Origin of the sequence: Variovorax sp. OK605, assembly GCF_900115445.1 — a bacterium.
Lineage (GTDB): Bacteria > Pseudomonadota > Gammaproteobacteria > Burkholderiales > Burkholderiaceae_C > Variovorax.
Genome location: NZ_FOWL01000001.1, coordinates 221887 through 243976, shown reverse-complemented (window position 1 = coordinate 243976; position 22090 = coordinate 221887). Strand labels below are relative to the sequence as shown.

The following is a 22090-nucleotide window of genomic DNA, read 5'->3' as shown; positions in this document are numbered from 1 at the left end:
AGGTAAAGCCCGCGGCGTGCAAAGGCAGAATGGAAAAACCACAGGACGACGCATGACCCATCCCACACCCGAAGACGCGCGCAGCTACGCCATCGCGATGCACGGCGAGCAGAAGTACGGCGCGCACCCCTACGTGCACCACCTCGACGCAGTCGTCGCCCTCCTCCAGCCCTACGGCCGGACGGCGCGGGTCATCGGCTACCTGCACGACGTGGTGGAAGACACCGACGCCACGGTCTCGCAGGTGCAGGAGCGCTTCGGCGACCTCGTCGCACGCTGCGTGGCGCTGCTAACCGACGCGCCCGGCGCCAACCGCAAGGAGCGCAAGGCCAAGACCTATGCGGCGCTGGCCCTGGTCACGGGCGACGAGGAACTGGCGCTGGTGGTGAAGGCCGCCGACCGTCTCGCCAACGTGCGCGCCTGCGTGGCCGACGGCCACCGCACGCTGTGGGAGACGTACCGCGGCGAGCACCCGACCTTTCGCGCCGCCGCGTACCGCCCGGGGCAATGCGATCCGCTGTGGGCGGAGCTCGACACCCTGCTCTCTGCCTCGCACGCGCCGGCATAGGCCGCGCGCGCCGGGTCAGGCGGTGTGCGTGTTCAACGGGTTGCGCGAGAACTTCATCACCCCGTCGTCCACCGGCCCGAAGCGCAGGCTCAACAGGTCGCGCGCGTAGTTCTGGTGCGCCCGCCACGGCGAGCGCGCGCCCTGCTTCGGAAACCGGGCCATCGCGCGCAGCACGTAGCCCGAAGTGAAGTCGAGCCACGGCTGCGGCTTCAGCGCGGGGTCGGTGTTGCGCGGCGTGCATTGAGTCCAGCCGCTGCGCTCCATGTGGTTCAGCAGCCGGCAGACGTAGGCCGCGGTCAGGTCGCTCTTCAGCGTCCATGAGGCGTTGGTGTAGCCGAACGACGAGGCCAGGTTGGGCACGTCGCTGAACATCATTCCCTTGTAGTTGAAGATGCTCGCCGGGTCCACGCGGATGCCGTCCACGCCGAGCTGCACGCCGCCCAGCACCTGCAGCTCGAGCCCGGTGGCCGTCACGACCAGGTCGGCCTCCAGCTCGCGGCCCGACTTCAGCCGGATGCCGCGCGCAGTGAAGGTGTCGACGTGGTCCGTCACCATCGACGCGGTGCCCGCCTTGAGCGCGGCGAACAGGTCGCCGTCGGGCACCACGCACACGCGCTGGTCCCAGGGTTTGTAGCGCGGCGTGAAATGCGTGGCCACGTCGTAGCCCGGCCCCAGCGCCTGGCGCACCCCGCCCAGGATGAGCCGCTTCACGCGCTCGGGCCGGCTGCGCGCGAGCTTGAAGAAGAACATGCTCAGCAGCACGTTCTTCCAGCGCGTGAGGCCGTAGGCGAGCTTCGCGGGCAGCAGGCGGCGCAGCCGGTTGGCGATCGGGTCTTCGGCCGGACGCGCCACCACGTACGTGGGCGAGCGCTGCAGCAGCGTGACGTGCGCGGCCGTCTTCGCCAGCGCCGGCACCAGCGTCACGGCGGTGGCGCCGCTGCCGATGACCACCACGCGCTGGCCGCTCACGTCGAGCCCTTCGGGCCAGTGTTGCGGATGCACGATGCGACCGGTGTAGGCGGCGGTGCCCGCGAACTCCGGCGTGTAGCCCGCGTCGTAGCGGTAGTAGCCGCTGCACAGGAAGAGGAAGTTGCAGCGCAGCCGCACCGGCTGCCGGTCGCGGCCGTGCTCGGCGTCCACGGTCCAGCAGGCCTCGGGCGTCGACCACGAGGCGCGCAGCACGCGGTGGTTGAAGCGGATCTTCGCGTCGACGCCGTGCTGCGCGGCCGTCTCGCGCAGATAGCCGAGGATGGTGTGCCCGTCGGCGATCGACTTCGGCTGCGTCCACGGGCGAAACGCGTAGCCCAGCGTGTACATGTCGGAATCGGAGCGAACGCCCGGGTAGCGGAACAGGTCCCAGGTGCCGCCGCTGCGCTCGCGCCCCTCGAAGATGAGGTAGCTGCGGCCCGGACAGCTGGCCTGCAGGTGGCAGGCGGCGCCGATGCCGGAGAGACCGGCGCCGACGATCAGCACATCGACGTGTTGTTCTTCCTGCATCGACATGTCGTCTCCTTATGTCTTGCCCGGGCCTCCCGCCTTCGTCGGCTCCCTGGCGGCGGGAGCGCCGCGAATCATCCACCATGCGCTGGCCGCGCTCAATGCCGCCAGAGCGGCGCCCAGCAGCATCACCCACCGGAAGCCCGCCACGAACGACTCCGCCACCGCGCGCTTGAGCGCCGTGGCGGTGGCGGCGTCCACGCCCGGCGGCACCGCCGCGCCGGCCAGCTTGCTGCGCTCGCCCTCCAGGAACGCCGTCACCTGCGCCGAGGCGCCCATGCCGCGCAGGTGCTCCGCCAGCGCCGTGTCGAAGGCCCAGGCCATGATCGCGCCGAACACCGCGATCGCCAAGACCGCCGCCGCGCGCGACACCGCGTTGTTCACGCCCGAGGCCACGCCGGCCTGCTCGGGCCCCACCGCGTTCATGACCGTGGTGGTGAGCGGCGCGATGGTCACCGCCATGCCCAGGCCCAGCACCACCACCGCGGGCAGGAAGCCGCTCCAGTAGCTGGCTCCCACGCCCGGCACCGCGAACAGCGCGAAGCCCGCGGCCGCGATCGACGGCCCCACCACCAGCGGCAGGCGCGGCCCGAAGCGGTCGACCAGCTGCCCGGCCCAGCGCGAGAGCACGAACAGGATCAGCACGAACGGCAGCAGCGCCGCGCCCGCCACCGTGGCCGAGTAGCCCTGCACCTGGATCAGGTTGAGCGGAAAAAAGTACAGCCCGCCGCCCAGCGCCGCGTACAGCAGCAGCGTCAGCAGGTTGGCGCCGCTGAAGTTGCCGATGCGCAGCAGCGCGAGCGGCAGCATCGGCGCGCGCACCCGGCGCTCGGCCGCCACGAAGCCCAGGCTGCCGGCCACGCCGATGACCAGCGCCGCGATCACCGCGGGCGAAGCCCAGCCCTGCGTCGGCGCCTCGATGAAGGCATAGACGATGCCGCCCAGCCCGGCCGTCGCCAGCAGCGCGCCCCACAGGTCGAGCCCGCCGCTCGCCGAGGCGCCGCGGCTTTCGGGCACATGGCGCCAGACGATCCACAGCACCAGCAGCGCCATCGGGATGTTGATGAGGAAGGCCCAGGTCCAGGAGAAGTGATCGACCAGGAAGCCGCCAAGCACCGGCCCGACCGCCGCGGTGATGCCGCTGAAGCCCGACCACGTGCCGATCGCCTTGCCGCGTTCCTTCTCGGGGAAGGAGGCGCTGATGAGCGCCAGGCTGCCCGGCACCAGCAGCGCGCCGCCGACGCCCTGCACCGCCCGCGCCGCAATCAGCTGGTGCACCGTGCCCGCGAGCGCGCAGCCCACGGAAGACAGAGCGAAGACGCCCACGCCGATCGCGAAGATGCGCCGCCGCCCGAAATGGTCGCCCAGCGCGCCGCCCACGAGCAGCAGCGCGGCCAGCAGCAAGGCGTACGACTCGACCACCCACTGGGCCTGGAAGGCGGTGGCCTTCAGGTCGGCCTGGATGGCGGGCAGCGCCACGTTGACCACCGTGCCGTCGATGAAGGCCATGCTCGAGCCCACGATGGCCGCGGCCAGCACCCAGGGCTTGGAGGCCTCGGGGCAAATGCCCTCTTCGGGCCTGGCACCGTGCAGGATCAGCGTGTCATCGCAGGGCGCCTTGCCGATCTGTGCCATGAAAGGTCTCCTTGGTCTCCCCGCTACGGATTCCGGTGCTGCTCCTTCCCCTTCTGGGGGAAGGTTGGCACGGGGGCTGCCCCGCACGATACGCCTTGCCTGTGCCAGCGCCGTCGTGCCCCCATCCCTGCCCTCCCCCAGCGGGGAAGGGAGAAAGTCAAAGCGTGCAGGCGGTCGCCGACGGGTTCGCGCGCGCCGCGCTCACGCTGCGCGCCATCGCGGCGGCGGCCGCGGAGGTCACGCGCTGCGCGCCCTGCGCCACCGCGTCCATGCCGCTGCCCACGGCCTCGCCCAGGTTCAGCTGGCACACCACGGTGCGCGCGTCGTCCGAGCGGCGCAGCGTCCAGCTGAAGCTGGCGTCGACGCGTGCGCCGTCGACCGCGTCGAACTGCCGCAGCTGCACCGCGATGCGCCACACCGGCTGCGAGGTCTGCCGCCCGCCCTTGGTCACGTCGAGCGCGCCCAGGCGCCCGGCGATGCCGGCGGAGAGCGCGTCGCGCAGCTCGTTCTCGAACGACGAGGCCCAGCGGTGCTGCTCCAGCACCTCGACCTGCACGCTGCCGTTGGGCTGGCGCACCACCATCTGCGGGCGCGCGAAGCGCTCGGGCACGGCCACCGGCGCGAGCTCGATGTACAGCGGCGGCGCGCTGCCGCCGAGCGTGGACGGCGCGGCGTCGGCCGCGGCCACCGGGCTGGCGAGCGTGTAGTAGCTGTCGGGCTTGCTGGCGCAGCCCGCGAGCACGGCGAGCACGGCCAGCACGGCCGCCAGTCCGATGGGCGCGAGGAATGCAGGAGTCGTCTTCATTTCTTGTCGTCCGGTTTGCCGCGCAGCAGCGACTCGGGATGCCGCTCCAGGTAGTCGGTCAGCACGCGCACCGAGCCCGCGGCGCGCGTCAGTTCCTGCAGGGTCTGGCGCATGTCCTGCTGCAGCGGCGAGTCGTCGGCCAGCGTGCGCTCGGCCGTGTTCACGGTCTTGCGCACGTCCTTCATGGCCGCGGCCAGCTCGGGCGTGACGTCGCTGTTGATGCGGTTCACCGTCTGCTCGGCGGCCGCGAGCGTCTTGTTGAGCGAGGCCAGCGTGGTGCGCAGGTCGCCCGCGATCTGCTCGTAGGGAATCTTGTTGAGCTTGGTCGCGATTTCCTGCACCTGCGACTGGATCTCGTCGAGGCTGTTGGGCACGGTCGGCAGCTCGATCGGGTTCTTCGTCAGGTCGATCTTCGCGACCGCCGCCTTCGGGAAGAAGTCGAGCGCCACGTAGACCTGCCCGGTCAGCAGGTTGCCGTTGCGCAGCTGGGCGCGCAGGCCCTTCTCGGTCAGGAAGCGCAGGCGCTCCTGCTGGGTGAAGCGCGACTCGGGGGTGGCTGTGTTGCCGCTGCCTTCGCGGCGGCGCAGCCGGTCGGGGTAGACCTGCACCAGCACGGGCATGCGGAACTCGCGCTCGGCGCGGTCGAACTCCACGCCGATCGACTTGACCTCGCCGATCACCACGCCGCGGAAGTCGACCGGCGCGCCTGGTGTCAGGCCGCGCAGCGACTGGTTGAAGTACATCAGCAGGGTTTGCGAAGGGCCGTCGGGCTCCTTCATGGCGCCGGCCTCGTCCTGCGCCAGCGCGAAGGCGGCGTTCTCCTTGGCGACCGGCCCCATCACGTCGTCGGGCGCCCGGAAGGCGATGCCGCCCAGCAGGATGGTGGCCAGCGACTGCGTGCGCAGCGTGAAGCCGCTGGCGCTGAGCTGCGCGTCGATGCCGCTGGCCTGCCAGAAGCGCGTGTTCATGCCCACGAACTTGTCGTACGGCGCGTTGACGAACACGCGCATGGTCACGCCGCGCCCGTCGCCGTCGAGTTCGTAGGCGGCCACCTGGCCGACCTTGACGCGGCGGAAGTACACGGGCGAGCCCACGTCGAGCGAGCCGACGTCGGTGGCACGCAGCAGAAACTGCTTGCCCGAGTCGTCGCGCGTGACGGTGGGCGGCGTCTCCAGCCCGGTGAACTCGCCGGCCGTGTCCTTCGACACGCCCGGGTCGGCGCCGATGTAGGCGCCCGACAGCAAGGTGTTCAGCCCCGAGATGCCCGAGGTGTCCAGGCGCGGGCGCACCACCCAGAAGCGCGAGTCGGACGCGGTGAAGCTCTCGGCTTCCTTGTTGAACTGCACCAGCACGCGCACGTGCGAACGGTCGCGCGCCAGCCGCAGGTGGGTGACCAGGCCGATCTGCACGTCCTTGTACTTCACCGCGGTCTTGCCGGCCTCCAGGCCCTCGGCGGTCTTGAAGGTCAGCACCACCTCGGGGCCGCGCTCCAGGATGATGCGGGCCACCAGCGTGATGCCGACCAGCGCCGCCACGATGGGAATCAGCCAGATCAGCGAGGGCAGCCACTCGCGCCGGCGCACCACGCGCGGCTTGGGCAGCGCGGGCGGCGCCTGGGGTGCGGGCTGCGCCGCCGGGTCCTGGGGATGCTCGTCGTCACTCATGCTGGTTTCTCGTCCCTGTTTTCATGTCCCTGCCGCGAATTTTCCTGGCCCTGCCCCTGCGCCATGTCGTGCGCGAGGGCTTGGGCCTCCTTGCTGTCCCAGGTGAGCTTCGGGTCGAAGCTCAGCGAGGCCAGCATGGTCAGCACCACCACCGAGCCGAAGGCCGCGATGCCCACGCCCGCGGTGATCACCGCGAAGCCCTGGATCTGCACCAGCCCGGTCAGCAGCGACACCACGAACACGTCGAGCATCGACCAGCGGCCGATGATCTCGATGATGTGATACAGCTTCGCGCGCTCCCGCTGGCGCCAGGTGCTGCCGCGCTGCGCCAGCACCACCAGCAGGAAGAGCACCGCCAGCTTGAACAGCGGCACCAGGAAGCTCGCGATGAAGACGATGGCCGCCAGGCCCCAGGCGCCCGACACCCAGAAATAGATCACCCCGCTCAGGATGGTGTCGTACTGCGCGCCGAACAGCGTGCGCGTGATCATCACCGGCAGCATGTTGGCCGGGATGTACATCATGCAGGCCGCGATCAGGAAGGCCCAGGTGCGCGCCAGGCTCTGCGGCTTGCGCACGTGCAGGTGCGTGCCGCAGCGCCCGCAGGCGTCGCCCTCGCGCGCGTCCTTCCACACCGCGGCGCAATGCCGGCAGGCCATGAGGCCGAGCGAGGCCGAGGTGGCAACGGGGGCCTCCTCGTCGTCCTCATGGTCGTGGTGGCCGCGCAGGCGCAGGGCGTCGAACAGCTTCATGCCGCGGCCTTGCCGTCGCGGTCCGCGTCGTCTCCGTGGTCTCCATCATGCTGCTCGCGGAACTTCATCTCCCAGAACGCGCCCGGGTTGAACGACAGCACCGCCGTGAGCAGCACCGTGAGCGCCACGAAGGCCCAGAGCGCCGGCCCCGGCACCACCGTGGCCATGCTGCTGAGCTTGACGATGGCCACCAGCACCCCGAGCAGGAACACCTCGATCATTCCCCAGGGCCGCAGCGACTGCATGGCCCGCACCAGCAGCGCGAAGCCCACCGGGCGGTGCTCGCGGCTCAGCGGCACCAGCAGGTAGGCCAGGATGCACAGCTGCAGCAGCGGAAACAGGATGGTCGTGGCCAGCACCAGCAGCGCCACCAGCGACATGCCCTCGGCGCTCAGCGCCATCACCGCGCCGGCCAGCGTGGTCTGGCTGGTGAGGCCGCGCAGCTCGATCTCGACGATGGGAAACAGGTTCGCGATGGCGAACATGATCAGGCTGGCCACCGTCAGCGGAAGGATGCGGCGCTCCTGCTCGCCCGGGTGCCGGTCGAGCTCCGTGCCGCAGCGCGGGCAGCGCGCCACGTCGCGCGGGCGCAGCGGCGTGCGGCCGTAGACCGCATCGCACCCCGGGCAGACCACGGTGTCAGGTACTTCCTTCATAGGTGAGTACCCTAACTCATTCAGGCGCCGCGGCTTGTCGTCTTTAGACGCAGAGTACTGAAAACGGCTGCCACCGCGGCGCAGCTGGCGGCCAGCACCAGCGCCACCACCGGGCCGTGGCCGCCGTGCGGGCTCCAGAAGCTGAAGACGCCCGCCAGCACCACCGCGCCCAGCGTCTGGCCTGTGAGCCGGGCGGTGCCCAGCATGCCGCTGGCCGCACCGCTGCGGTGCGCCGGCGGCGAGGTCACGATGGTGTGGTTGTTCGGCGACTGGAACAGCCCGAAGCCCAGCCCGCACAACGCCATGCGCCAGGCGATGTCGGCATTGCCCGGGTCCGCGGGCAGCGCCGCCAGCAGCGCCAGGCCGGCGGCCAGCAGGCCCAGGCCGATGCCGCCCAGCAGCCCGTCGGGGTAGCGGCCGATGAGCCGCCCGGCGATGGGCGCCATCACCACGATGGCCAGCGGCCAGGCCGTGATGAGCAGGCCGGCCTCGATGTGGCTGCGGCCGTACACGTCCAGCAACAGGAACGGCAAGGCGATGTAGGCCAGCATCTGCGCGCAGAACGCGGCCACCGAGGTGCTCATCGACAGCGCGAACACCGGAATGCGCAGCAGGTCGATCGGAAACAGCGGCACCGCCTGCTTGCGCTGGCGCAGCAGGTAGACGACGCCGACGGCCACGCCCGCCAGCAGGATGCCCCAGGCCGAGGCCTGCGAGCCGCCGGCGCCCTGCACCGGCCCTTCACGCACGCCCAGGCGGTCGACGCCCAGGAACACCAGCGAGAACATCAGGATGTTGAGCGTCACGTCGACCGGCGAGAACCGCAGCCCCGCCGCCGGCGCCACGCGGTTGAACGGCAGCGCCCGCATGCCCAGCGCGAAGGTGATGATGCCCAGCGGCACGTTGATGGCGAAGAGCCACGGCCACGAGGCCACCGACAGGATGGCCGCCGCCACCGACGGCCCGGCCACCGAGGAAGTGGCCACCACCAGCGAGTTGATGGCCATGCCCTTGCCCAGCTGCGACGACGGGTACGTGAGCCGCACCAGCGCCGCGTTCACGCTCATGATGCCGGCCGCGCCTAGGCCCTGGAACGCGCGCGCCGCGATCAGCGTGCCCAGCGAATTGGCGAAGGTGGCGGCCAGCGAGGACAGCGTGAACACCGCCATGCCCACCAGGTACACGCGCCGGTAGCCCACCAGGTCGCCCAGCGAGGCCAGCGGCAGCAGCATCACCAGCGTGGCGATCTGGTAGGCGTTGACCACCCAGATCGACTGCGACGCGCTGGCCTGCAGCTCGCGCGCGATGCCCGGCAGCGCCAGGTTGACGATGGTGCCGTCCAGCACCGCCACGATCAGCCCGAGGATGATGACCAGCATGGCCCATCCGCGCTCCGGCTGCGCGAGCCCGTCGATCGGCTTGGGCGGGTTGTTCTTGTTGCTGTCGTTGTCTTCGGCCGCCGGGAGCGTGGCGCCTGCGCGTAGCGTGTTCATCAGGCTTGCTGTGTCCTTCCTGCCTTGCGTGTGGGTTCGGAGCGCACGCGGCCCAGCGTGAGCCAGGTCAGCACGAGCGCGATCAGCGCGCCGGCGGCCATGCCGGCCACCATCGGCAGCGGGCGGCCGTCGGTGAAGAAGCCCACCACCGCCATGGCCAGCGCGCCGGTGAGCATCTGCAGCGTGCCCAGCAGCGCCGAGGCCGTGCCGGCAATGGCGCCGTGCATCTCCAGCGCCAGCACGCCGGTGGTCGGGATCACCAGGCCCATGAAGCCGGAGGCGATGAAGTACAGGACGATCAGCACCCAGATGCTGTCGCCGCCCATCGCGAAGTACACGAACATCGCGACCATGGCCACGCCGCAGCACACCACGCCGAACTTGACCAGGTTGACCAGCCCGTAGCGCTCGCCCAGCGCGCCGGTGAACTGCGAGGCCGCGATGAAGGCGGCCGCGTTCACGCCGAAGGCCACGCTGTACATGGCGGGCGACAGGCCGTAGTGGTCGATCATCACGAACGACGAATTCGCCAAGTAGGTGAAGAAGCCCGCCATCGCGAAGCTGCCGATGAACACCAGCCCGAGGTAGTGCGAGTCGCGCAGCAGCAGCCAGTAGGCCGCGAGCGCACTGCCCAGGCTGCTCTCCACGCGCTCGGAGGCCGGGCGCGTCTCCTCGAGCAGCTTGACCATCATGGCCAGTCCCGCCACGGCCGCGATGGTCACGGCCCAGAACACGCCGCGCCAGCCCGCGAAGGCGATCACCGCGCTGCCCGCGAGCGGCGCCAGAATGGGCGACACGCTGAACACCAGCATCAGCAGCGACATCAGCCGCGCCGCGTCGGTGCCGGTGTGCAGGTCGCGCACCACGGCGCGCGGAATGGCCATGCCGGCCGCGGCGCCCAGGCCCTGCACGAAGCGCAGCACGATCAGCGTCTGGATGTCGGTGGCCATCGCGCAGCCCACGCTGGCCAGCGCGAACAGCACCAGGCCCGCATACAGCGGCGGCTTGCGCCCGACCATGTCGGACACCGGGCCGTAGAGCAGCTGGCCCGCGCCCAGCGACAGGAAGAACGCCGTGAGGCTCAGCTGCACCGCGCCGATGTCGGCGTGCAGGTTCTGTCCGATGGCCGGCAGCGCCGGCAGGTACATGTCGATGGCGAAAGGCCCGATGGCCGAGAGCAGGCCCAGCAGCAGGGCCATCTTGAAGAAGGGGGAAGAACGCATTGGCCCGATTGTCGCCAAGGGCGGCGATCGGTGCAGGCGTGGGGTCTGCCCCGCTCCCGCTGCTCCCGCCGCTTCACACGATGAGCCGCGCGCTAATTCTGTTCGAAGAATTGCGCCGCGCGAGGCGGTAGAGCGCTGGCGCGAGCCAGGACGGCGCCGGCGCGATGCGTAGCTTCGACCTACTTTCCGGCCGGCCAGAACACCAGCGCGCGCAGCTCGATGCTGCGGCGTGCCGGTGCCTCGCGCGCGCCGGTGGGGTCTTCGAACGCGGTGTGGGCCGACCAGTGGGCAACGTCCTCGCGCGAATCGAAGACCTTCAGCAGCAGCGCCTCGTCGGGCCGCAGCCGCGGGAACCAGTACCAGCGGTGCTCCGGGTTCCAGGTGAACGAACAGGTCTCGCCCACCCGGTCGGGGTAGACCAGGTCGCTGGGCACCAGGTCTGCAGGGGCGATGGAGCGCGCGTCGCACAGCGCCAGCGGCAGCCGCTCGACCGTGGCCAGCGGGCGCCACAGGTTGACGATCGCCCAGCGGTGCTTCAGCCGCTCCTCGGCCTCCTCGGGCGGCAGGTGGGCGTGCACGCGGCGCGGCGCGGAGACGGCGGTCTGGTCGTTGTGCACGCGGCGCACCGGCTCGCGCAGCTCGGCGGTGCGGCGCGAGCCCTGCGCGCTGTCGCGCAGCGTGTGGTCGAACACCACGATCTTCTCGGCGCCGGTCACGTCGCGCAGCAGCGCCTCGGCCTCGCGGTAGTAGATGTCGCGGATCGTGCCGTCGTGCGAGAAGTCGGCCACCACGCTGCGGTGCGAAATCTGCGTGAAGCCGCTGCGGTCGAGCGTCAGCTCGTTCAGCGCCACCAGCGGGCGCCCGTCGCGGATGGTCACGCGGCGCGCCTCGAGTTCGCCCGTGACCCAGGGCGTGCCCGGCGGCGGCTCGAAGGTGTAGCTCACGGGCCTGCCCTGCCCCGGCTTCAGGTAGTTGAGCTCCGCCTCCACGGACGGCAGCGTCGCGGCCAGCATGTGGCCATTCGATCCGGCGCTCATGCGGCGCGCCCCCTCGAGATTCCCTGCAATGCGCTCACGGTCAAGACAGCTCCTTGAGTTGAATACGAAGGCTATACCTGCGCCCCGCGCGGCGGAACTGCGCGAAAGCGATAACCTTATTCGGCGCAGGTCGGTGCCCGGCGCCGCTTGACGCCGCGGCGCGCTTCACTCCAATCCGCTCCACTCGCCGCGCGCCACCCGCGCTACGCTATCGCCTTCCCGGACCGCCCGACAACAACACACAGCAGCCGCTTTCCAGGAGAAGCACTTCATGGCCATCGCCCGCACCACGGTCCATCGCGACCTCTTGCGCGTCTTCGTTCTCACGCTCGTCTCGCTGTTCGCCATTCCGGCGGCCACGCTCGCCTTCACCGAATACGCATTGCGTTCGCAGGACGCGGACTTCCTGCAATCGGTGGAAAAGCGCATTGCCGCCAACACCCGCATGTCGGCCGAAGACAAGGCCGGCACGCTCGAGTTCTACCGCGGCCACCCGCTCTCCAAGGCCTGCGACGCCACCGCGCCGGAAGACAGGGACTTCCACGACAAGGTGTGCAGCCCGTACGCGATGCAGTGGCAGTTCCACTGGGCCGACCGCGCCGCCATCTGGACCATCGGCCTCGGCGCGGCGCTGCTCGCGGCGGCGCTGGTGCTGGGCGCGCTGGCCTTTGCCAACCGCGGCTTGCGCTACGCCAGCTTCGTGGCCGGCTGGCGGCTCATGACCGTATCGAGCGCGGTCGAGGTCGTTTTGCAGAGCGCGATGCTGGTGTGGCTGTCGTTCTGGCTCACCGCGTTCTTCTGGCACAGCTACTACATCAAGCTCATCGCGCTGGCCGGCATCGCGGCCGGCGCGGCGGTGTTCTACGCCATCTACACGCTGTTCAAGAAGCTGCCCTCGGGCAACGAGATCGAGGGCGAGCTCATCGCGCAGGCCGACGCGCCGCGCCTGTGGGAACGCATCCGCCAGCTGGCCGGCCGCGTGAAGACCGCGCCGCCCGACCAGATCGTGGCCGGCATCGACACCAACTTCTTCGTGACCGAGGCCCCGTGCGAGGTGCGCGGCCAGGCGCTGCACGGCCGCACGCTGTTCGTGAGCATTCCGCTGCTGCGCGTGCTCGACCAGACCGAGGCCGACGCGGTGCTCGCGCACGAGCTGGCCCACCTGGGCGGCGGCGACACGCGCAGCAGCGCGGCGCTCGGCCCCAAGCTGCTGCAGTTCGACCAGTACACCTGGAAGATGCGCGGCGGCGGCCTCACCATCGTCGCGCACTACCTGCTGCGGCTGTACCGCATGATCTTCGCCTTCGCACTGGCGCGCGACAGCCGCGAGCGCGAATACAAGGCCGACCGCGTGGCCGCCGGCCTCACCGCGCCGCATGCCATCGTGCAGTCGCTCATCAAGATCTCGGCCTATGCCAGCTACCGCAACGACGTGGAGCGCCAGCTGTTCGCGCAGAACCGCGAGCACGACGGCGCGCTCGGCATCGCCGGTTTCGTGGCCGACGGCCTGCCGCCCTATGCGCGCTCCGCGGCGTTCATCGAGGCCATGAAGACCGCCGACGTGCCGCACCCTTACGACACCCACCCGCCGCTGCTGGAGCGCATGCGCAACGTCGGCCACCATGTGGCCGAGAGCGGCTACGGCGCCATCGTCGCGACCGCGCCGCAGGCTTCGTGGGCCGACGAGATCGAGACCGCCCGCGCCATCGAAGGCCGCCTGTGGAGCGACTACGAGCAGCGCTTCGTGCAGAACCACGAGCTGAGCCTGGCCTACCGCTACGAGCCGGCCACCGAGGAAGAGCGCGCGGTGGTGCTGCGGCACTTCCCGCCGGTCGGCTTCGCACTGAAGAACGGCAACCGCATCGACGTGAGCTACGCCGGGCTGCACCCGAGCGCGGACGGCAGCTCGACCATTGCCTGGGACGAGGTCAAGGGCCTGGCCTACAAGGACAGCAGCTTCGGCGACACCCTCGTCGTGACCCACCACGACAAGGGCATGCTGGGCGCGCGCACCACCAAGGTGAAGCTCGCGGGCCTCGGCAAGCAGAAGGAGAACTTCAAGGCCGCCGCCGGGCACTACTGGCAGCGCCACCAGATCATGCGGGCGCAGCAACGGCAACCGCCGGCCGCGCCCGACGATGCGTCTTCCGATTAGAGAACCCCCGCGTTGACTCAAGAGAAAAATCCGCCCTCCCCGATGCCCCAGGCGCTGCACACGCTCATCCTCTACGCGCGCGACATGCGCGCCACCGCCGAGTTCTATTGCGCGCACTTCGGTTTCATGTCGAGCCTGGCGGTGGTCGAGGGCCTGATCGAGCTCGAGCCGACGGGCGGCGGCACCCACCTGCTGATCCACCAGGCCGCCAAGAGCGTGAAGCTCGGCCAGGTCGGCGTGAAGCTGATGTTCGACGTCCAGGACATCGAGGGCTTCAGGCAGAAGGCCGCGGCGCAGGGGCTGGCGTTCGGGCCCACGCACCAGGCCAACGGCTATGCGTTCGCCAATGCGAAGGATCCGGACGGGAACCCGGTGGCCATCTCGAGCCGCGCGTTTCGGCAGTGAACCTGCCCCTGTCCGCCGGCGTGCCGAAGGCAGTGCCGGCATTGGCCAAGAAGATGTCCAGCCCGCCCCGGGACGGCTCGGCCAGCGGTGACGAGGGCGGTTTTTCCTGCGAGCGAGAACATGGGAATCCGGGCTGGAAGTGAAGAGGCCGCCATGACCGAGGCGGCCCGCCGCGGGCGCCAGGCAGATAACTTGGGGCGGCCGGGAAGAAATTCTTTGCCGTCTCGAAGCCTGTGAACTATTTCACGCGAAAAGCGTAAGCAGTCGTCATCTGAATGTGTCCCAGGCTCGTTTTACGAGGGCGCCCGTTGAAAGACGCACTCCTCAACCTCGATGCCATTGCTTAGAAAGAATCACATGAAGACCAAGCAGCTCATCCTCTCGACCGTTCTCGCTTTCGCCGGCCTCGCCGTGCTGGCCCCCAGCATTGCCTCGGCAGCGCCCAACCACCGTTCGCACAAGGTGTGCAAGTGGGACGCGCGCCACCACCACCGCGTGTGCCACTGGGTGCGTTGATCGCCCCGGCAGCCGCCACCACAAAGCCCGCGCCAGCGGGCTTTTTCAATACAGGGTCGCGCGCTGGCGCGCGGCCAGTTCGCGGTCGTAAGTGGTTCCGTCGAAGGCCGATTCGGTCAGCGCGGACAGGATCGCCCCCGGCGTCGGTACCTCGCGTTTCGCGTCCGCCGGCAGCGGCGCCCACAGCTTGGAACGCTGGATCGCGCGGGCGCACTGGAAGAACACCGTCTCCACCTCGATGCGGATCACGCACTGCGGCGGCTTGCCGTCCATCGCGAAGCGCGCCAGCAACTCCGGCTCTGCGGTGATCCGCGCCCTGCCGTTCACACGCAAGGTTTCGCCCACGCCCGGAATCAGGAACAGCAGCGCCACGCGCGGGTCGGCCACGATGTTGCGCAGGCTGTCGATGCGGTTGTTGCCGCGGCGCTCGGGCATCAGCAGCGTCTTCTCGTCCTGCACCGCCACGAAGCCCGGCGGGTCGCCGCGCGGCGACACGTCGAGCCCGCCGGGGCCGAGCGTGGCCAGCGCCGCGAAGGGCGACGCGGCAATCAGCGCCTGGTACGACGGGTGCAGGTACGGCACTTCCTTCTTCAACGAAGCGTCGCCGGGCTGGCCGAACAGGGCTTCGAGCTGGGCGACGGTGTCGATGGCGTAAGGCGTGGTCATGGTGGTGGCAGCGGTGGCGGTGGCTTCTGGATGGCGATGGGAATGTAGTCGGCGGGTCAGTCTGAAGGTCAGTTGGCCGTGCGTGGCGCGTCCGTGGCGGGCGCCGCATTCCAGCCGCAGGCCAGCGCGCTCGCGGCCAGCAGCAGCGCGGCCACGCCGTAGATCCACGGCGGCGACGCCACGGGCAGCAACAGGCCGGCCATCAACGGCCCGGTGCCCGCGCCGATGTCGCGCCACACCGAGCGCGCGGCCAGCGCCTGCACCCGCTCGGGGCCGGGCGTGCGGCGCGCCACGATGGGCGGCAGCAAGGGCAGCTGCAAGGCGCGCAGCACCACGATCAGCGCCGCGCAACTCCACAGCCAGCCAAGGCCGAAGCCCACCAGCGCGACGGCCGTGACCAGCGACAGGCCCACCAGCAGCCGCTCCGCGCCGAAGCGCTCCGCCATGTGCCCGCCGGCCGGGCTCAGCAGGATCTCCGCGAGGTAGCGCAGCGCCATCAGCACGCCGGCCACGATCACCGCGCCGCCGGGCATCAGGTCCTTGCCCAGGTACGACAGGCCGACGATGAAGAGCCCGTCGAGCGCCAGCCCTTCCATGAACGACCAGCTGTCCAGGCTGTTGGGCCACTTGAAACGCCGCGTGGGCTTGCCCACCGGGTGCGGCGCCGCGGGCAGGCGCCGCGTGACGAACCACGCGAGCAGCGAGAACACCGCGAGGATGCCGAAGATGGCGCGCGGCCCGCTCCAGTGCGCCAGCAGCGCGCCCAGCGGCAGCGCCAGCACCGGCCCCATCGCGATGAAGGCGCGCGAACGGCCGTTGCGCCGCGCGGCGCCCACGGGGTCGGCCGTGGCCAGTGCCTGCGTCGACAGGTTCAGCGCCGCGAAGCACAGGCCCCATGTGAGCCGCAGTGGCAGCAGCGCCCAGAAGCCGGAGAGCGTGGCGTAGCCGAGACCGCAGGCGGCCGCCGCCAGCACGGCGATCGTGCAGGTCAGCCGGTCGCCGTGGCGTGCGTAGAAACGCGCCACATGGCCGTAGCCCGCAATGCGCACCAGCCGGTTGGCCGCGAGCAGCATGCCGGCCTCGGCCAGCGTCACGCCGAACTGGCTCGCATACATCGGCAACAGCAGGTAGAGCACCACGTCGGCCGGCAGCGAGAGGCCGAGGGCCATCGCCGCGTGGCGGGAATTCAGGTCGGTGCGATCTGCGAGATCGGTGAGATTGGCCGCCGAGGCGGCCGGAGGGGAAGAGGTGCGTGACATCGAGCGCCGATGGTGCGCCGCGCCCTGCCCCGCCGACAAACGACATTAACGTGCGTCATGCGTGAGAAAATTGCACGCATGCCGTCCAGAGAACCGCCCCTGAACGCCGTGCGCGCCTTTGCCGCCGCGGCCCGCCACCTGAGCTTCACGCGCGCCGCGCTCGAGTTGCATGTGACGCACAGCGCGGTGAGCCGGCAGATCAAGAGCCTCGAAGAGTTCCTGGGCGTGGCGCTGTTCGAGCGGCGCGTACGGCAGGTCTCGCTGACGGCCGAGGGGCAGCAGTTTTTCGCCGAAGTGGAGCCCGCGCTTTCGCAGATCAACGCGGCGGCGCAGGCGCTCCAGGCGCAGGGGCCGGCCCGCGCGGTGCGGATCAACGTGCGGCCTTCGTTCGCGGTGCGCTGGCTCATTCCGCGCCTGCCCTCCTTCGTCGAGCGCTTTCCGGACATCGAGCCGCAGGTTGTGACAAGCACCGTGATGCCCGAGCAGGCTATCGGCGGCTTCGACAGCTTCGACATCGCGGTGCGCCGCGGGCTCGACGGCTGGCCGCCTTCCATCAAGGTGCGGCCATTCCTGAAAGACGAAGTGCTCGTGGTCGGCGCGCCGGCGCTCTTCAGGACGCACCCGCTCGCGGACCTTCGCGCGCTCGCCTCGCACGTGCTGCTGTCGGCCCGGACGCGCAAGGACGACTGGGACGCGTGGAAGAAGCAGTTCGGCGCGCCGCGCACCCGGCCCGCCGGCCGACTGCAGTTCGACCACCTGCACTTCGTGCTGCAGGCCGCGGTCGACGGACTGGGCATCGCGCTGGCGCCGACCTCGCTGGTGGCGCACGACCTGGCCTCGGGCCGCCTGCAGTCGCCGCTGCCCACGCTGCGCATGACGCTCGATCGCTACTACTACGGCCTGGCGCCCGGCGCCGCCCCGGAGGCCGCGTACGTGGCGGAGTGGTTCGAGCAGATGCGTGCAGAGAGCGTTTGAAGAGCGACCCGCCGCTCAATCGAGCAGCGACCGGATCACCTCCGCCACGCCCACCCTGCCCTTGCGCACGCTCGCATCGGCGCCCTCGAAGCGGATCCACCCTTCGTTGAACCCGTCGAGCATCTGGATGCGCGGCACCGGGTCGCGCATGCCCTGCGCGCGAAAGATGGCGCCCCAGGTCTCGCGCGGCACCGCCTCGGCGCGCACCGGCCGGCCCAGCACCTGCGCGACGGACGCCTTCTCTCCAACGTCAGCGTGCTGGCCGCCGTGGTCGAAGGCGGCAGCTTCGCCAGCGCCGCCACCGCGCTCGGCCTCACACCTTCCGGCGTGAGCCGCGCCATCGCACGGCTCGAGGGCCGCATCGGCGTGAGGCTGTTCGACCGCACGACGCGTTCGCTCAACCTCACCGACGAAGGCCGGCTGCTCTACGCCAACATCAACCCGCTGGTGCTCGGCATCGAGGACGCGGTGACCATCGCCTCGGGCTCGTCCGGCGCGGTGCGCGGCCGGTTGCGCGTGAACACCGACGCCTTCACGTCACGCTTGCTGCTGGCACAGCACCTGCCGCGCTTTCTTGCGCAGCACCCCGAGCTCACGCTCGAGCTGATTGCGCGCGAACAGCTCGGCGACCTGGTGGCCGAGGGCTTCGACATTGCCGTGCGCTTCGGCGAGCCGCCGTCGTCGTCGCTGGTGGCACGCAAGCTGATGGACTCGCGCGTGGTCACCGTGGCCACGCCTGCCTATGTCGCGCGGCACGGGCGGCCCGCGAAACCGGCCGACCTTGCCGGCCATGCCTGCCTGCAGGTGCGCAACCCCGTCACGGGCCAGCCCTTTGGCTGGGAGTTCCAGCGCGGGCGCAAGCTGCTCAAGGTGCCCACCGCGGGGCGGCTGCTGTTGAGCGACCCCGGCACCATTCTCGAGACCACGCTGGCGGGCATCTGCGTGGCGCAGATCAAGGCGGTGGGCATCCAGCCGTTGCTCGACCGCGGCGCGCTGATGGATCTTTTTCCGGACTGGCCCGGCGAGCGGATTCCGCTGTATGCGCTCTATCCATCGCGGCACCTGCCGGCCGCGAAGGTGCGCGCGTTCATCGACTTCGTGAGGGAGGTCGTCGCTCCCGCCCCTGCACCGGCCCCTGTTCCCGCCCCTTCTCCCGCTCCCGCCGCAAAGTCGAAGCCACGGCGCTGACGGCGCTGACGGCGCAGTTGCGGTCGCTTGCGCGTCCGGAAACGGCCAGCGCCGAAGCGCGTGCGCCCGCACGATGAGGTTTTCGCCTGAAGCCCATCCGCCCATCTGCTCATCCGTCCCTCCGTATGTCCGCCCCCCTGCCCCGCCCCTTCCTGAACCTGGCCTGGTCCAACCTCGCCGCCCAGTCCGCCGAACAGCTGAGCCTCGCGGCCGTGCCGCTGATCGCAGTGCTCGCGCTCGGCGCCGGCCCCGGCGAGATCGGCTTTCTCGCGGCGGTGCAAACGCTGCCCTTCCTGCTCGTGTCGATGCCCATGGGCCTGCTGGCTGATCGCATGTCGCGCCGGCGCCTGATGGTGGGGTCCGAAGCGTTGCGGGCCGTGTCGCTGCTCGCGCTGCTCGGCCTGCTGCTGGCGTCGAAGCTGGGCATCGCGTGGCTCGCGGTGCTGGGCTTTCTGGGCGCCGTCGGCACCGTGGGCTTCAGCGTGGCGGCGCCCGCACTGGTGCCGTCGCTGGTGCCGCGCGAGGCATTGGCCCAAGCCAACGGCCGGCTCGAACTCGCACGCAGCGCGGCCTTCACCGCCGGCCCCGCACTGGCGGGCGCGCTGGTCGCATGGGCGGGAGCGTCGGCGGCGTTCGTGCTGGCCGCCGTGCTGTCGGCCGCGGCCGTGGGCCTGCTGCTGCGGCTGACGGAGGCACCGCGCGCGCCGGCCTCCGGCAGGCACCCGTTGCTGGAGGTGCGCGACGGCGCGCGCTTCGTCTGGCAAAGCGAGCTGCTGCGCCCGATGCTGATGACCGGCGCGGTCTTCAACATCTCGTGGTTCGTGCTGCAGGCCGGGTACGTGCCCTTTGCGGTGCGCGTGCTGGGCCTTGGCGCGCAAGCGGTCGGCATGACGCTGGCGATGTACGGCGCGGGCATGGTGGTCGGCGCGCTGCTGACCCCGCGCGTGGTGGCGCGGCTGCCGTTCGGCCGCGCGATCCAGGTCGGGCCGGCGGTTGCGGTGCTTGCCGCGGCGGCGATGGCGGCCACGCTCGCCGTGCCGGCCGCGTGGCTGGCCGCGCTGTCGTTCTTCCTGTTCGGCGCTGGGCCGATGGTCTGGGTCATCACCTCGACCACATTGCGCCAGAGCGTGACGGCCGCGACCATGCTGGGCCGCGTGTCGGCCGTGTTCCTCACGATCAACGCGGGTGCGCGGCCCATCGGCGCGGCGCTGGGCGGCGTGGTGGGCGCGGCATGGGGCGAGCCGGCCTGCCTGCTGCTGGCGCTGGCCGGCTTCGTGCTGCAGGCCGCGATCATCTTCGCCTCGCGCATCGCCACGCTGCACCGGCTGCCGGTGGCAGCCGTGTGATGTACCCCAGGCTCAGAACTCGTAGCCGACCCCCAGCCCGAGGTTGAAACGCTGCGCGCTGACGCCGCCGTTGAGCTTGTAGACCCACTTGCCGTTTTCCGAGCGCTGCGAGAACCCGATGGCCAGTGCGCTGTAGCCCGAGTAGTAGCCCACGCCCACCGACATCAGGCTCTTGCCGGGCGTCATGGATTGCGGCAGCGAGCTCATGGCGGTGGCCATTGCCACGCCCGAGTACGCGATGCGCGCCACGTCGCCGATCTGGCCCTGCAAGCGGTTCTGGATGCCCTGCACCTGGCCGACGGTGGCGGCGTCGTTCGGCAGGATGCCCGGCGCCACGTTGCCGATGCGCGTGCCGTTCGGCGCCTGGCCGTTGCCCAGCGTGACCTGGTTGTAGTTGATGGAACCGTCGGGGTTGGTGGCGTACTGCACGCCGCCCGCGGCCACCGCGTTGGCCGTGGCCTTCAGCTGCGAGATGTTGGCGGCGTCGCTGTCGGCCGTGCCGCCCGCCACGCCGGTGATCTGGCGGAACTGCCCGCTTGCCGGGTCGCCCACCGACACCGCGGCCTGCGTGCTGTTGGTCGCCCGGATGGCCGCGGCCTGCTGCGGCGTGGCGCTGGCCGGCACATAGGCCGCCACGCCCGCCGCGGTCGATGCCACCGAGTTCGCGCCCAGCGCCACGCCGCCGGTCTGCTGCACCACCGCGCCGAAGCCGATGGCCGTGCCCTGCGCAATGCCCGCCGCCTTGCTCAGCGGCGTGCCGCCCGCGTCCGCGTTGTCGCCCACGGCCACGCCGCCGCCGCCCGCGCGCGCATTGGCGCCGATGGCCTGCGAGCCCGTGGCCAGTGCGCCCGAGCCGATGGCGATCGCGTTGGCGCCGGTCGCCTGCGCGCCGAAGCCCACCGCCACGGCACCGTCCGCCATGGCCTTCGCGCCGTTGCCCGCGGCGAAGGCATTGGCCCCGCTGGCCACCGCCTGCGGCCCGATCGCCACCGCCTCCTGCCCGGTGGCCGACGCGTCGCCCGCGGCCGAATTGGCGTGGAAGTACTTGGTGCCCGTGTTGTTGATGTTGGTGATGCTGGTGCTGAGGTTGCCGACATTGCTGTTGGCCGTGCTCAGCCCGGTCGACAGGCTGTTGAACCCGGTCGTCGCGCCGATCACGCTGGTGGAGAGGCTGCTGAGGCCGCTGTTGGTGGTGCTGAGTCCGCTGGACAGACTGCCGACGTTGCTGTTGGTCGTGCTCACGCCGGTGGACAGGCTGGAGATGCCGCTGGTCGCCGTGCTCAGCCCCGTCGAGAGGCTCGAGACGCCGCTGGTGGTGGTGCTCACCGCCGTCGACAGGCTGCCCACGTTGCTGTTCGTCGTGCTCAGGCCTGTAGACAAGCTGGAGATGCCGCTCGTGGCGGTGCTCAGTCCGGTGGAGAGGCTGCCGACATTGCTGTTGGTGGTGCTCAAGCCGGTCGACAGGCTGCCGACATTGCTGTTGGTCGTGCTCAAGCCGGTCGACAGGCTTCCGACATTGCTGTTGGTGGTGCTCAGGCCCGTCGACAGGCTGCCGACATTGCTGTTGGTCGTGCTCAAGCCGGTCGACAGGCTGCCGACGTTGCTGTTCGTCGTGCTCAGGCCCGTCGACAGACTTCCCACGTTGCTGTTCGTGGTGCTCAAGCCGGTCGACAGGCTGCCGACGTTGCTGTTGGTGGTGCTCAGGCCCGTCGACAGGCTGCCCACATTGCTGTTCGTGGTGCTCAGGCCCGTCGACAGGCTGCCCACATTGCTGTTCGTGGTGCTCAGGCCCGTCGACAGACTTCCCACGTTGCTGTTCGTGGTGCTCAAGCCGGTCGACAAGCTGCCCACATTGCTGTTCGTCGTGCTGAGTCCCGTGGACAAACTGGAGATGCCGCTTGTCGCCGTGCTGAGCCCGGTCGAAAGACTGCTCACATTGCTGTTGGTCGTGCTCAAGCCCGTCGACAAGCTCCCCACGCTGCTGTTCGTCGTGCTCAGTCCGGTGGACAGGCTGAAGATGCCGCTGTTGGCTGTGCTCAGGCCTGTGGAGAGGCTCGAGATCCCGCTTGTCGCGGTGCTCAGACCGGTGGACGTCGAGGTCGACAAGCTGTCGATGCCGCTGGTCGCGGTGCTGAGACCGGTGGACAGGCTTTCGATGCCGCTGGTTGCGGTGCTCAGGCCCGTCGAAGTCGAGGTCGACAAGCTGCTCACGTTGCTGTTCGTCGTGCTCAGCCCCGTGGACAAGCTCGC

The 22090-nt window shown here is 70.4% G+C and carries 21 protein-coding genes; 8 read left to right on the top strand and 13 right to left on the bottom strand.

Going from position 1 to position 22090, the window contains the following annotated elements:
• The first annotated feature begins 52 nt into the window (after positions 1 to 52).
• Positions 53 to 568, top strand: coding sequence for an HD domain-containing protein (locus tag BM013_RS01115; RefSeq protein WP_093121749.1), 516 nt, complete (start codon positions 53 to 55; stop codon positions 566 to 568).
• A 15-nt stretch (positions 569 to 583) separates the two neighbouring features.
• Here the strand turns inward: BM013_RS01115 and BM013_RS01110 are convergent, their stop codons facing one another.
• From BM013_RS01110 to BM013_RS01070, 9 genes are all read right to left on the bottom strand, one after another.
• Positions 584 to 2071, bottom strand: a complete 1488-nt coding sequence (locus BM013_RS01110) for a flavin-containing monooxygenase (protein ID WP_093121747.1) — start codon at positions 2069 to 2071, stop codon at positions 584 to 586.
• 9 nt (positions 2072 to 2080) lie between these two features.
• Positions 2081 to 3700, bottom strand: a complete 1620-nt coding sequence (locus BM013_RS01105) for an MFS transporter (RefSeq protein WP_093121744.1) — start codon at positions 3698 to 3700, stop codon at positions 2081 to 2083.
• Between the two features lie 157 nt (positions 3701 to 3857).
• Entirely contained in the window at positions 3858 to 4505 is a 648-nt protein-coding gene (locus BM013_RS01100) for a PqiC family protein (protein WP_093121741.1), read from the bottom strand.
• Positions 4502 to 6169: a PqiB family protein gene (locus BM013_RS01095; RefSeq protein WP_093121739.1), complete on the bottom strand. Its 1668-nt coding sequence runs from the start codon at positions 6167 to 6169 to the stop codon at positions 4502 to 4504. Before BM013_RS01095 ends, BM013_RS01100 begins: the two co-directional genes overlap by 4 nt.
• A complete protein-coding gene (locus tag BM013_RS01090; protein WP_093121736.1) occupies positions 6166 to 6921 on the bottom strand; it encodes a paraquat-inducible protein A in 756 nt (251 codons plus the stop codon). The genes BM013_RS01095 and BM013_RS01090 overlap by 4 nt, the downstream gene beginning before the upstream one ends.
• The gene (locus tag BM013_RS01085; protein WP_093121734.1) at positions 6918 to 7577 is read right to left on the bottom strand and encodes a paraquat-inducible protein A; all 660 of its coding nucleotides are present in this window, start codon (positions 7575 to 7577) and stop codon (positions 6918 to 6920) included. Before BM013_RS01085 ends, BM013_RS01090 begins: the two co-directional genes overlap by 4 nt.
• Before the next feature lie 20 nt (positions 7578 to 7597).
• Complete coding sequence (locus BM013_RS01080; protein WP_177225400.1) at positions 7598 to 9070, bottom strand: MFS transporter; 1473 nt, start codon at positions 9068 to 9070, stop codon at positions 7598 to 7600.
• Positions 9070 to 10293, bottom strand: coding sequence for a multidrug effflux MFS transporter (locus BM013_RS01075; RefSeq protein ID WP_177225399.1), 1224 nt, complete (start codon positions 10291 to 10293; stop codon positions 9070 to 9072). The genes BM013_RS01080 and BM013_RS01075 overlap by 1 nt, the downstream gene beginning before the upstream one ends.
• Before the next feature lie 179 nt (positions 10294 to 10472).
• Positions 10473 to 11330, bottom strand: coding sequence for a CmcJ/NvfI family oxidoreductase (locus BM013_RS01070; RefSeq protein WP_093121731.1), 858 nt, complete (start codon positions 11328 to 11330; stop codon positions 10473 to 10475).
• 271 nt (positions 11331 to 11601) lie between these two features.
• Between BM013_RS01070 and BM013_RS01065 the strand changes: the two genes are divergently transcribed.
• The 3 genes from BM013_RS01065 (at position 11602) to BM013_RS41130 (ending at position 14406) form a co-directional block, all read left to right on the top strand.
• Complete coding sequence (locus BM013_RS01065; protein WP_093121729.1) at positions 11602 to 13485, top strand: M48 family metallopeptidase; 1884 nt, start codon at positions 11602 to 11604, stop codon at positions 13483 to 13485.
• A 42-nt stretch (positions 13486 to 13527) separates the two neighbouring features.
• Entirely contained in the window at positions 13528 to 13890 is a 363-nt protein-coding gene (locus BM013_RS01060) for a VOC family protein (RefSeq protein ID WP_093121726.1), read from the top strand.
• Between the two features lie 357 nt (positions 13891 to 14247).
• Positions 14248 to 14406 carry an HHHH-motif protein gene (locus BM013_RS41130; RefSeq protein WP_177206496.1) on the top strand — a complete coding sequence of 53 codons (159 nt, stop codon included), beginning with the start codon at positions 14248 to 14250 and terminating at the stop codon, positions 14404 to 14406.
• A 45-nt stretch (positions 14407 to 14451) separates the two neighbouring features.
• On the opposite strand, the gene BM013_RS01055 is transcribed toward BM013_RS41130, so the two are convergent.
• Complete coding sequence (locus BM013_RS01055; RefSeq protein ID WP_093121724.1) at positions 14452 to 15072, bottom strand: pyridoxamine 5'-phosphate oxidase family protein; 621 nt, start codon at positions 15070 to 15072, stop codon at positions 14452 to 14454.
• A gap of 68 nt (positions 15073 to 15140) precedes the next feature.
• The gene (locus tag BM013_RS01050; protein ID WP_256221347.1) at positions 15141 to 16331 is read right to left on the bottom strand and encodes an MFS transporter; all 1191 of its coding nucleotides are present in this window, start codon (positions 16329 to 16331) and stop codon (positions 15141 to 15143) included.
• Between the two features lie 78 nt (positions 16332 to 16409).
• On the opposite strand from BM013_RS01050, the gene BM013_RS01045 reads away from it, so the two are divergent.
• Positions 16410 to 17306, top strand: a complete 897-nt coding sequence (locus tag BM013_RS01045; protein WP_093121719.1) for a LysR substrate-binding domain-containing protein — start codon at positions 16410 to 16412, stop codon at positions 17304 to 17306.
• 15 nt (positions 17307 to 17321) lie between these two features.
• Here BM013_RS01045 and BM013_RS01040 read toward each other — a convergent pair whose 3' ends face one another.
• On the bottom strand, positions 17322 to 17528 hold the full coding sequence (locus BM013_RS01040; protein WP_371279623.1) for a hypothetical protein: 207 nt from the start codon (positions 17526 to 17528) through the stop codon (positions 17322 to 17324).
• 33 nt (positions 17529 to 17561) lie between these two features.
• Here BM013_RS01040 and BM013_RS01035 point away from each other — a divergent pair, with 33 nt between their 5' ends.
• Positions 17562 to 18494, top strand: a complete 933-nt coding sequence (locus BM013_RS01035; RefSeq protein ID WP_256221346.1) for a LysR family transcriptional regulator — start codon at positions 17562 to 17564, stop codon at positions 18492 to 18494.
• Positions 18495 to 18619: 125 nt separating this feature from the next.
• Positions 18620 to 19840, top strand: coding sequence for an MFS transporter (locus BM013_RS01030; protein WP_093121714.1), 1221 nt, complete (start codon positions 18620 to 18622; stop codon positions 19838 to 19840).
• A 12-nt stretch (positions 19841 to 19852) separates the two neighbouring features.
• On the opposite strand, the gene BM013_RS01025 is transcribed toward BM013_RS01030, so the two are convergent.
• The gene (locus BM013_RS01025; RefSeq protein WP_256221344.1) at positions 19853 to 21166 is read right to left on the bottom strand and encodes a YadA family autotransporter adhesin; all 1314 of its coding nucleotides are present in this window, start codon (positions 21164 to 21166) and stop codon (positions 19853 to 19855) included.
• Between BM013_RS01025 and BM013_RS41680 the strand changes: the two genes are divergently transcribed.
• On the top strand, positions 21102 to 22090 hold a 989-nt coding region (locus BM013_RS41680), incomplete at its 3' end, for a hypothetical protein (RefSeq protein WP_256221343.1). The genes BM013_RS01025 and BM013_RS41680 overlap by 65 nt on opposite strands.

Bases quoted from the DNA above. Each gene is read 5' to 3' on its own strand.
- BM013_RS01065 (WP_093121729.1), top strand. From the start codon at position 11,602: ATGGCCATCGCCCGCACCACGGTCCATCGCGACCTCTTGCGCGTCTTC.
- BM013_RS01055 (WP_093121724.1), bottom strand. From the start codon at position 15,072: ATGACCACGCCTTACGCCATCGACACCGTCGCCCAGCTCGAAGCCCTG.
- BM013_RS01100 (WP_093121741.1), bottom strand. From the start codon at position 4,505: ATGAAGACGACTCCTGCATTCCTCGCGCCCATCGGACTGGCGGCCGTG.
- BM013_RS01075 (WP_177225399.1), bottom strand. From the start codon at position 10,293: ATGCGTTCTTCCCCCTTCTTCAAGATGGCCCTGCTGCTGGGCCTGCTC.
- BM013_RS01115 (WP_093121749.1), top strand. From the start codon at position 53: ATGACCCATCCCACACCCGAAGACGCGCGCAGCTACGCCATCGCGATG.
- BM013_RS01070 (WP_093121731.1), bottom strand. From the start codon at position 11,330: ATGAGCGCCGGATCGAATGGCCACATGCTGGCCGCGACGCTGCCGTCC.
- BM013_RS01090 (WP_093121736.1), bottom strand. From the start codon at position 6,921: ATGAAGCTGTTCGACGCCCTGCGCCTGCGCGGCCACCACGACCATGAG.
- BM013_RS01105 (WP_093121744.1), bottom strand. From the start codon at position 3,700: ATGGCACAGATCGGCAAGGCGCCCTGCGATGACACGCTGATCCTGCAC.
- BM013_RS01095 (WP_093121739.1), bottom strand. From the start codon at position 6,169: ATGAGTGACGACGAGCATCCCCAGGACCCGGCGGCGCAGCCCGCACCC.
- BM013_RS41130 (WP_177206496.1), top strand. From the start codon at position 14,248: ATGAAGACCAAGCAGCTCATCCTCTCGACCGTTCTCGCTTTCGCCGGC.
- BM013_RS01030 (WP_093121714.1), top strand. From the start codon at position 18,620: ATGTCCGCCCCCCTGCCCCGCCCCTTCCTGAACCTGGCCTGGTCCAAC.
- BM013_RS01060 (WP_093121726.1), top strand. From the start codon at position 13,528: ATGCCCCAGGCGCTGCACACGCTCATCCTCTACGCGCGCGACATGCGC.
- BM013_RS01080 (WP_177225400.1), bottom strand. From the start codon at position 9,070: ATGAACACGCTACGCGCAGGCGCCACGCTCCCGGCGGCCGAAGACAAC.
- BM013_RS01050 (WP_256221347.1), bottom strand. From the start codon at position 16,331: ATGTCACGCACCTCTTCCCCTCCGGCCGCCTCGGCGGCCAATCTCACC.
- BM013_RS01110 (WP_093121747.1), bottom strand. From the start codon at position 2,071: ATGTCGATGCAGGAAGAACAACACGTCGATGTGCTGATCGTCGGCGCC.
- BM013_RS01045 (WP_093121719.1), top strand. From the start codon at position 16,410: ATGCCGTCCAGAGAACCGCCCCTGAACGCCGTGCGCGCCTTTGCCGCC.
- BM013_RS01085 (WP_093121734.1), bottom strand. From the start codon at position 7,577: ATGAAGGAAGTACCTGACACCGTGGTCTGCCCGGGGTGCGATGCGGTC.